General features: G+C 40.4%; 10 protein-coding genes. All 10 read right to left on the reverse strand.

The window, feature by feature from the left end; genetic code table 11:
* Positions 1-15: 15 nt before the first annotated feature.
* The 10 genes from PAV_RS18595 to PAV_RS36360 all read right to left on the reverse strand — a co-directional run bounded on the left by PAV_RS18595 (position 16) and on the right by PAV_RS36360 (position 10,577).
* On the reverse strand, positions 16-408 hold the full coding sequence (locus PAV_RS18595) for a PAAR domain-containing protein (protein ID WP_040736150.1): 393 nt from the start codon (positions 406-408) through the stop codon (positions 16-18).
* 162 nt (positions 409-570) lie between these two features.
* On the reverse strand, positions 571-1,329 hold the full coding sequence (locus tag PAV_RS18600; protein ID WP_005548939.1) for a copper amine oxidase N-terminal domain-containing protein: 759 nt from the start codon (positions 1,327-1,329) through the stop codon (positions 571-573).
* A 520-nt stretch (positions 1,330-1,849) separates the two neighbouring features.
* The gene (locus tag PAV_RS36345) at positions 1,850-2,239 is read right to left on the reverse strand and encodes a copper amine oxidase N-terminal domain-containing protein (RefSeq protein WP_005548940.1); all 390 of its coding nucleotides are present in this window, start codon (positions 2,237-2,239) and stop codon (positions 1,850-1,852) included.
* A gap of 166 nt (positions 2,240-2,405) precedes the next feature.
* Positions 2,406-3,167, reverse strand: a complete 762-nt coding sequence (locus tag PAV_RS18610; RefSeq protein WP_005548941.1) for a copper amine oxidase N-terminal domain-containing protein — start codon at positions 3,165-3,167, stop codon at positions 2,406-2,408.
* 163 nt (positions 3,168-3,330) lie between these two features.
* Positions 3,331-3,654 carry a hypothetical protein gene (locus tag PAV_RS36350; protein ID WP_040736153.1) on the reverse strand — a complete coding sequence of 108 codons (324 nt, stop codon included), beginning with the start codon at positions 3,652-3,654 and terminating at the stop codon, positions 3,331-3,333.
* A gap of 50 nt (positions 3,655-3,704) precedes the next feature.
* A complete protein-coding gene (locus tag PAV_RS36355; protein ID WP_005548943.1) occupies positions 3,705-4,094 on the reverse strand; it encodes a copper amine oxidase N-terminal domain-containing protein in 390 nt (129 codons plus the stop codon).
* A gap of 153 nt (positions 4,095-4,247) precedes the next feature.
* A complete protein-coding gene (locus PAV_RS18625; protein WP_005548944.1) occupies positions 4,248-5,009 on the reverse strand; it encodes a copper amine oxidase N-terminal domain-containing protein in 762 nt (253 codons plus the stop codon).
* Between the two features lie 76 nt (positions 5,010-5,085).
* Positions 5,086-7,611: a hypothetical protein gene (locus tag PAV_RS18630; protein WP_157266985.1), complete on the reverse strand. Its 2,526-nt coding sequence runs from the start codon at positions 7,609-7,611 to the stop codon at positions 5,086-5,088.
* Positions 7,517-9,913 carry a phage tail spike protein gene (locus PAV_RS18635; protein ID WP_005548948.1) on the reverse strand — a complete coding sequence of 799 codons (2,397 nt, stop codon included), beginning with the start codon at positions 9,911-9,913 and terminating at the stop codon, positions 7,517-7,519. Before PAV_RS18635 ends, PAV_RS18630 begins: the two co-directional genes overlap by 95 nt.
* A 19-nt stretch (positions 9,914-9,932) precedes the next feature.
* Entirely contained in the window at positions 9,933-10,577 is a 645-nt protein-coding gene (locus tag PAV_RS36360) for a phage distal tail protein (RefSeq protein ID WP_005548950.1), read from the reverse strand.
* Positions 10,578-10,611 lie beyond the last annotated feature (34 nt).

Here is a 10,611-nt window from a genome sequence, read left to right on the forward strand (position 1 = left end):
GTTTTTTCACCTCCTTCAATTGATATGAACATTGCTGCTGCCTTCTGCGATGGACGTCGTTGTCCCCGCATGAGTATCTACGGACGAGCCAACTGTCGCCGCTTGCCTTCCATTGACGAAGACGTTGCTTGAACCGCTTGTTACATAGCCCGTTCCTCCGCCATCAGAGGACTTCCAACTCCAACCGCTTGGAATCGAGTATGATTCCGTCTCCGTAACAGGATCCCCGTTGCACGCAGCTTGTCGTCCATTTACATATACATTCGAGGAACCGCCATTTAGAGTCCCATCGATCGTAGCGCTTGTTGTGCCATCATGATAATGATCGTCATGCCGTTCTTCGATTTCGACGTGATCACTTGCAACAGATGAATTCGTCCTTGCCCCTTTATAAGCCATGCCAGCCATCCTATCACCCCATACAAAAAAACCACTAGGCAAGTCTAGTGGTTTTCACACAATTTTGATGATTGTAAGTACAATCATCATTTACTTTACAAGGAAAGAACCACCGGAAAAATCCAGTGGCTCCTAATATCCTATGTACAATAATATTCTTGAATCAAAAAATTATTCGTCGTACTCTCTCGTATAGAGAAGTGTTCCATTTTCATTATAGTAGTAGGCTATCTTAATATTACCGTCAATAAATTCTCCTAATCTATAATCAGCGCCTGATATATGCCCTTTTGGAATATATTCAATGAACCATCCCTCATATTTTCCATCTTTGTAATATCCTGTTTTTCCATCTTTGTTGTATGGCTCTTTTCTTACATTTCCATTTTTATATTCTTTCCCCTGTCCGTCTGGAACAAATTTTCCGTACTTCTTGATGAAACCTTCCCCATAATAATACTCAGTAGAATTTCTGATGAACTTTCTGATCATTCGCCCTTCTACTGTTATATCGTTAACAGCAGAATGCTTCCATGCAGAAAGCTTAGTCCCTTCTTTATTGAGATAACTAATTGGTATATATGCTACACCGTTTTCAACTATTGAAGGATCCGCCTTTTGCGTAACTCCATTAATCGTTACAGATGGTTTTCCTATGGTAAACTTCATAATAAGCAATTCATTCTCAGCAGAAACTTCCTTTGTTGTTGGTTCGTAAACTACTTTCATATTCAATTCATTGAATAGGTCTTTAAACGGCATATATGCTCTACCATTTTTTATAAAAGCCTCACTTGATAGTTTAAGTTCTCTCCCATCCAAATACACCTCTGCAGGCTCTCGTTCGGCTTGTGCAGGGTATATCTTTCCAGACATGACTGAGGCAGATAATATTGCCGCTAACAACAATGAAACGAATACTTTTTTCATGTTATCACCTGTTTTCTAGTTGTATTTATGTTTATACTATCATTATAGTGCACTCTCAATTATTTTTTCTGTATGCCTTTTACTTTACAACAGTAAGAACCACTAGACGATTCCAGTGGTTCTTACTTTTAATATGCAAAGATTTTGTTATTAATATCACACTTAGTCCTTAGTAAATAACAAATCTCCATTTTCATTATAGTAGTAGCCTATCTTAATATTACCGTCGCTATATTCTCCTATTCTATAATCTGCACCTGATATATGCCCCTTCGGGATATAATCAATGAACCATCCTTCATATTTGCCATCTTTGTAAGACCCGGTTTTCCCGTCTTTATTGTACGGCTCTTTGCTTACATTTCCATTTTTATATTCTTTCCCTTGTCCATCTGGAACAAATTTGGAAAATGTATCTGTGTATCCTTCACCTAAGTAATATTCTGTTGAATTATGGATTTTTTTCTTATCATTCTTCCTTCGATTTTAATAATATTTGCATGGGCATATTTTTTACTTGTTAATTGTGTTCCTTTTTATTTAAGTAATTAATAGGTACATAGGCAACGCCATTTTCTACAATGGATGCATCTGCATTTTGCGTATCTCCGTTAATGGTGACCGATGGTTTCCCTATCGTAAATTTCATGCTCAACAGTTCGTTCTTTCCAGATACTTCTTTTGTGTTCGGGTCGTATGTTACTTTCATATTTAACTCATTAAATAAATCTTTAAATGGTATATAGGTTATTCCCTTTTCAATGAAAGCTTTATTTGACAACTTCAAGTCTATTCCATCGACTCTGATTTCAGCGTACTCTCTGCTCGAAGACTGTGCAAATAATTGATTTGGTATTATACATGCTGATAATATTGCCACAAACAACAGTTTTGATAGTCTCTTCTTCATGTCTCATCACCTGTGTTTAAATAAATGTATTTTTGTTCATATTATCATTATAATACACTCTGATCATCATTTACTTTACAAGGAAAGAACCACCAGAAAATCCAGTGGCTCCTAATATCCTTTGTATAGTGATATTTTTTGTATAGTGATATTTTTGAATCAAAAATTATTCGTCGTAATCTCTCGTATAGAGAAGCGTTCCGTCCTTCGCATAGAAGTAACCCGTTCCTACATTTCTGCTATTGTGCAGTTTTACGATCATGTAATCTGCTTTGGATATATGTCCTTCTTCAATATAATAGATGAACCATCCTTCCTTTTCTCCATCTTTATATCGTCCTGTTTCTCCATCCTTCGTATAAGGTTCCGCCGTCACGACACCATTCTTGTATTCTTTCCCTTTTCCATCAGGAACAAATCTTCCGTACTTCTTGATGAAACCTTCCCCATAATAATACTCAGTAGAATTTCTGATGAACTTTCTGATCATTCGCCCTTCTACTGTTATATCGTTAACAGCAGAATGCTTCCATACGGAAAGTTTAGTCCCTTCTTTGTTGAGATAACTAATTGGTATATATGCTATACCGTTTTCAACTATTGAAGGATCTGCCTTTTGCGTAACTCCATTAATCGTTACAGATGGTTTTCCTATGGTAAACTTCATAATAAGCAATTCATTCTCAGCAGAAACTTCCTTTGTTGTTGGTTCGTAAACTACTTTCATATTCAATTCATTGAATAGGTCTTTAAACGGCATATATGCTCTACCATTTTTTATAAAAGCCTCACTTGATAGTTTAAGTTCTCTCCCATCCAAATACACCTCTGCACGCTCTCGTTCGGCTTGTGCAGAGTATATCTTTCCAGACATGACTGAGGCAGATAATATTGCCGCTAACAACAATGAAACGAATACTTTTCTCATGTTATCACCTGTTTTCTAGTTGTATTTATGTTCATACTATCATTATAGTCCACTCTCGATTATTTTTTCTGTATGCCTTTTACTTTACAACAGTAAGAACCACTAGACGATTCCAGTGGCTCCTAATATCCTATGTATAACAGTATTTTGAATCAAGAAAAAATTATTCGTCGTAATCTCTCGTATAGAGAAGTGTTCCGTCCTTTGCATAGAAGTAACCCGTACCTACATTGCCATCATTGTGCAGTTTTACGATCATATAATCTGCTTTGGATTTATGTCCTTCTTCACTATAAAAGATAAACCATCCTTCCATTCCCCCATCTTTATATCGTCCTGTTTCTCCATCCTTCGTATAAGGCTCCGCCGTCACGTTACCATTCTTGTATTCTCTTCCTTTTCCGTCTGGAACGAATTCGGAAAAGTTATCCGTGTACCCTTCACCTAAGTAATATTCTGTTGAATTACGAATTTTTTTTCTAATCATTCTTCCTTCGATCTTCATAATATTGGAGTGGGCATACTTTTGACTTACTTTTAACTGTGTTCCTTTTTATTTAGGTAATTAATAGGTACATAGGTAACGCCCTTTTCTACAATGGATGCATCTGCTTTTTGCATTACTCCGTTAATGGTGACCGATGGTTTCCCTATCGTAAATTTCATGCTCAATAATTCGTTCTCACCGGCTACTTCCTTCGTGCTCGGATCGTAGGTTACTTTCATATTTAACTCATTAAATAAATCTTTAAAAGGAATATATGTTATTCCCTTTTCAATGAACGCTTTATTAGACAAATTTATCTCTCTTTTATCTATTTCTATTTCTGCGTACTCGCGGCTTGAAGGATGAGCAAATATTTGGCTTGGTAATACGGACACTGATAATATTGCTGCTAACAACAGTGTTGATAGTCTCTTCTTCATGTCTCATCACCTGTGTTTAAATAAATGTATTTTTGTTCATATTACCATTATAATATACTCTGATCATCATTTACTTAACAAGGAAAGAACCACCAGAAAAGTCCAGTGGCTCCTAATATCCTATGTATAACAGTATTTTGAATCAATAAAAAATTATTCGTCGTACTCTCTCGTATAGAGAAGCGTTCCGTCCTTCGCATAGAAGTAACCCGTTCCTACATTTCTGCTATTGTGCAGTTTTACGATCATATAATCTGCTTTGGATATATGTCCTTCTTCAATATAATAGATGAACCATCCTTCCTTTTCTCCATCTTTATATCGTCCTGTTTCTCCATCCTTCGTATAAGGCTCCGCCGTCACGTTACCATTCTTGTATTCTTTTCCTTTTCCGTCTGGGACGAATGTCGAATATTTTTTAATGTAGCCTTCTCCAAAATAATATTCAGTTGAATTTCTTATATACTTTCTAAGCATCCGACCTTCAATAATTATGTCATTAACTGATGAACGTTTACGGGCAGTTAATTTAGTTCCTTCTTTATTCAAATAGCTGATCGGTATATAAACCACACCATTTTCAACTATTGATGGATCTGCCTTTTGCATAGCACCATTAATGGTAACGGATTGTTTTCCTATGGTAAACTTTATACTAAGTAATTCATTTTCAGCAGAGACTTCTTTTGTTGTTGGTTCATAGGATACTTTCATATTCAACTCATTAAATAAATCTTTGAATGGCATATATGCTCTACCATTTTCAATAAAGGCTTGGTTTGAGAGTTTTATTTCTCTTTGTTCAAAATATATTTCTGCCGACTCTCGAACTGATTTTTGTGCATATAAAGGACTTGCTGCTATAGATGACGATAATATTGCTACTAAAAACAAGGATATTATGCTTTTCTTCATGGTTCTCACCTGTACCCCTTGATGTTTTTATGTTCATATTATCATATTAAGGATCTAGCAGCAAATTTTACTCATATTAGTTCAAATCAATTCTATCCGCTTTAATGACCACTTTGTTGGGTGATATTTTTATATAACTATCCCCACATATCAATGAAATTTCGGTATCTGAATCAATTTTTATACTTCCCTGTTCCGCTTTCACTAATATAGCGTCAAATTGTTGATTCATTAGCTGAATCATGCGTTTGTTACCAACATCCGTCGAGCCCTCAAAAAAGAAACCTTCTGCCGTTTTCCTTATAATCCCTTGATTTCCTTTTCCGCTTCCCTGCCCCCAAATCATTTCAGGATAACTATTTATCCCGTCTCCTTCCAATCGCAATACGAATTTTTGAATATCATTGATAGAAGTATCGCCTGTAAGGAGCTTAATGAACTTGTCTTGAATATGCACATAATCCTGATATCCCTCCGGTTTCTCGGCCGTTTTCAAGCTGTTAACCATGAGATCCGAAATGTATCCGGAGGTTTCCTTGTCTAATACCGGCTCTTTTCCCTCTTCCGATTCAATAATCAGCTTTCTGGCGCGCAACGTACCGTCCTTATGAATCCAGAACCGCTTCTTATCTTTTACATCGATTGCAATGCCTTCGTTAGCATTTAAGCGGATCACTTCCCCCTTGGCTCCATTGATCGTTATGCCCTTCTCCGCATCCAGAATGATTTTCTCGCCAAGCTCGCCGTCTAGGATTTTTAAGGCCTTTGTCTTTAATTCGACAGCCAATAGCTTGCCGTCCGTGTCCACATAGAATCGCTTATCCCAATTCGGACTCGATCCCGTGCCGATATTCTTCTCGATCTTGATGCCGTCCGTGGCATTCAAGACGGTTCGATACATATTATCGCCGCGAGTTACAACGATACCGTTTTCCGCATCAATAAGCGTATTATTGTAGTCTCTCCCTAGCTGTAAGGAGCTCTTCTCCAGGAAGTCTGCCAGCACGACTCTGCCGTATTCATATTCCTGATAGAAGTTCTCCCATTTCTCATGAAACTCCGTGCGCGTTGAACCGAGATCATGGATGAGATGCGTCGTCGTGTTCATGTTTGCAAAAATCGGCTGCATATAACTTTTCAATCGATTATAGCTATCCTCCAACTCGTTGCCGGCCGCTACGAGCCTACTTTGCGTCTCATCCAGTTCCGCATAGGAAGATTCCCTGTCATTATATATAGTCATTGCATACCGATTAATTTGCGAATTTAGTTCATTATATTGCTTCGTCACAATTTTGAACTGGTTGGCAAGCGTAATTTTCTCGGGCGATACAATCACATCATCCAATATGATGGAATCCAGTACGGTAAAATCAAGATTCAAGGCATCCGCATCCAGCAGCACATTGCCAACCTTCGTCTCTATCCGCAGCCGCTTCGCCACTAAATCCTCCGCAATCAAGGTACCGTCCGTATATTCCGAGCTGCCTACCGCCGCGTATACTTTATTGGTCCATTTGTTCTTCTCCCATTTTTGCAGGGCCAAGCCATTGGTCGCATTCAGGACGGCCCGGTACTTGCCGTCATTCCGAAGCGCAATGAATCCGTATTCCCCGATCACGACATTGTTGTAGAATTTACCCATATTCAATCCGGAATAGAACTGCGCATCTTCAATTTTATTTCTCAGATTTTTCTCTTCGTCATAATACGTCTTGAAAGCAAGAATAAATTCCGAACGATCCGCGATTTCACTTGTCTTTTCGGTCAATGGATCGTGAATAGCGATGTTCAGCGGCTCTACGGAAGTAATTTTAATATATTGGGACATATATGCGATAAGCTTCCGATATGCTTGCGTCAGCGGCTCCGTTGAATACAGGTCCGAGGCACTTGGAACTTTTGTGAAAAATTGAGCATCCATGTCGAATACGTCATCGCGCTGAGAGCGCTTATACTTCTCTGCTTGCTCCAGCATGCGATGATATCCCGCTTCCAGCTTGTACAATTCCGTAATGATCTGCATTTTTTCAAGAGAAGTCAGCTTATTATCCATGACGATCGTCTTAAAATCGCCGATATTGAAATAGTTCGATTCCGCATCCATGATCATCTTCCCGATGTCATTGAACACTTTGATATTTTCGGCGACCAGGCCATGAGTGTATAATGTGCCGTCACGTTGATCAGCCCACATTACTTTTTCCCAACCGTCAGGCCGTTTGCTGTTTGCTTTGTCGATGACGAAGCCTTCCTTGTCCGTCACTTTTACTCTCGTAATATCGTTGAAAGACATGAGACCGAAAGCATCCGGATTTTCTTCGACGAGCCCCAGCTTCATGACCAGCTTGCCGTTCCGGTCGAATATTTCTCCCTTGGAGCCTTGGAACTTCAGAACCCCGCTCTCATCCTCGATGGCCAAGTTAACGCCCATGATGACTTTCCCGTAGATCCGCTCGCCAACAATACCGTCAGCCGTCAGGGCATGCTTCCACGTGTTGCCGCCATCATTCGTAATGGCAATCATCGAATTCAATCCAACCAAATAATGCAGCGGGTTTTTTGGATCCCGAATAATTAATCCTCTGTCCGACAGTTCCACTACCTGATCTTTCCCCGATAATCGCGTTTTTGTTGGCATCCCAATTGTTGTTGATAATCTGGTTGATCGTGCCGTTATTTTGCATGGATAAATCCCATTTCCACGAGTCGATCGATACTTGGGTAGACGTATTATAGGACTTGTACAGCATTTCAATAAATTTATCTTTGTTGGCGTACATATCCTTCATATTACTGATCGTAAGATTGATGCCTTTATCTTCGAAGTTGTATTCGATCTCGGTAATTTTCGCTTTGTAGCGAAGACTGATTCGCTCATGCTCAATGCCGATTGTATCTCCGAGCCCTAATTTGTCCCAATTCCGTTGCTCCGTCACCATCGACAGGAAATTGACCAGATCAACCTTTAGCGTAATCTTTTGCTGCTTCAGCTCGTCAAAAGCCTTCATTCCCTCTTTTAGTAAATCGTTCGGATCCTCGATGTTGGAATTTTGCCACTCTTTTTCAATGACATACTGATTACGTTCATCCAGCAGCTTCTTCGTAAAGTTGTTGCGAATATCGAGCCGCAGCTTCAAGGCATTGATATGATTCATGATTTCTTGATGCTGCTGTTCGATTTGGGTTACTTCCGCTTCTTTGCGGCTGATTTCGGATTCCTTAGCCTTGATTTCAAACAACTTCGCATCCAATTCATTTTGGAGAGAATTCAGATCGCTCAGCAGCAAGGTGTAATCTTGGAACGTATTATCCGCATGATCAATCTCATCGCTCAGTTTCGCGATCCGCGTATTCAACGTATCCCGCTCGTCTAACAGCATTTTCAATTGCGTGTTCAGTTGATGCAATTCCTCATTCTTAATATGAAGAATAGAATTGTTCGCTTCCCGCTTGGCGACCAGCTCGGTAAAAGCGTCCCGGTTCCCCTGCAGCAAATCCTCATATTCCAACAGACCATGACAAAGCGCGTCCGTCATATAATCGCTATGGGACAACACCGTATGCTCTTTGGACATGAACTCTACGTACTCTACTTCGAAAGGCTGATTTATGCTGATCAAGCCATAGGCACCATGCGAATATGTCGAATCATGGCCCGATAGGACAAGTCTGTCATCGATCCATATCTTTATATCCTGGTTATATACTTCGACTGCCATCCGATAGTGCACGTCCGTGCTCCAACCGTCAACCGCATCCGTCAAGGCAAGCAGAATATCGTTCCCGTTCTCCCGTTTATAGAGTCGCAGCTTTTCCTTGCCCCAGCCGACACCGCCTTGAATTTTGCCGGACTCCCAGCCAATCCAGTAATAATTGCGATCATCCTGATATCTGACAACGAAGCCCATGACATTGTCCCCGCCGGTCGCGTTCAATGTGGCAGATAGTTTGTAATTTTGGCTTCCAAATGCGCTGGAATTCACGATTGTAGAAAGCTGCTGGAGATTAGAGGTGGAAATAAGCTTGCCATTAAGGACGCTCCATTCCGCATCATGATGATTCCATTGCGCTTTCATGTCAGGACCGTAATAATACTGTTGGCTGTAGTTTCTGTCTTCCTTGTACGGATAAATAAAATAATGAAAGTCTTCCACAAAGGACGTGCCCGTTGGATTGATTTCGCGAATCGTTATGTCTTCTTTGCCGTACATCTTCAACCGCGTTACAATCTCTTCGGCATTATCCTCCTGGTTAACAGATTCCAAGTATTTGCCGTATTTAATCGAGAATCCTTTATCATGCCCAATAAGATCCGGCTTTTTCAGGCTTACAGTTCTATGGAGCGTATCCCATACGACCACAGCATTAAAGGTTTTGGCAATATCAAATATGACCTCCAGCACGGTATTGGACGATACTTCGAGCCCTCTTCGCTTCAGCTCGAATTCGGAATCGACGTAACCGACCTGCCATATGGATTCAATCAGCACATCCTTCATAAGCTCCGTGGCGGTCTTCGACACGGCCTTATAATCCCGAATGATTTTATCGTTCAATTCATATCCCAATGACAAGGTTGATACCGACACGCTCTCTCCGTCGTCGCCGGCCCGCTTCCCGATCTGGTTCACAATAAAATATTCTTCGTAGGAGCCAAGAACGAGCTTGATCAGATATCTTCCTTTAATCAGCTCAAAGTTCTTATTGCGCGCTACGATATGGTGCTTGTCCAAATAAGCAGGGAAATCGAATGTAAGCTCATTAAGCGCGCCGAGCTTCAAATTAAACACGATATTATGCGCTTCCGCCAATTTGGATATGGTCTCTTTATTCGGCTTGCATAGAAACAGTTGGGGCGCAACAGGCTTTTTGGCAAAATCGATATCTCCTAAACGTAACATCCGTCGTTCACCTCCCGAATTATCCTTGCATGGTTTTATATTCATGTCTGATCGTCAGTTCAAATCCGCCTTCGCCGGTCAGCAGATTTTCCCCGACCTCCAGCTCGAGAAATACGTTATTATGCTTATCGTAGCGGTATATGAGCGGCAAGTCGGACACAATATCTTCATTCTCGCAATCGATGTATACCTGCTCATTGTCGTTCAAATCCGCCAATAGTAATGTCTGTCCGTTCGTTTCGTTCGTAAGCTTAATCGTGCCGGCGCCATTGCGCTTCGTAATCCACAGTTCCGGTTTGCAGGAGACGTCTCCCGTATTATTTAACAGGTATGACCCTAGCAGGGAGAACGAAATGCCGCGAAATTCGGGGCTCTTCATACCTTCATTCCGCAGCACAACTTTATATTGCAGGGAACATTGTTCCATATCATAGTAACTGTCTCTGAACAAATCCTTTGCATCGAAAGCGGCTTCGTTCATTTTGATCCACTCCGTCCAGTTCGTTGAATCATAGGACAGCCTTATGAATACATCTACCGTTCCATCATGACGCTCATATTGAACCTTCAAATCTTGAATATACGTTTCGAAATGAGAGCCCACATCGAACACTCGCGAAACATAAACCCCCTTCGGTATATATAAATCAAGCCAACTGGGCATGCTCTAACCTCCTTTGATATAAAAAAATAAGCTG

Source organism: Paenibacillus alvei DSM 29 (genome assembly GCF_000293805.1).
GTDB classification, from domain to species: Bacteria; Bacillota; Bacilli; order Paenibacillales; family Paenibacillaceae; genus Paenibacillus_B; species Paenibacillus_B alvei.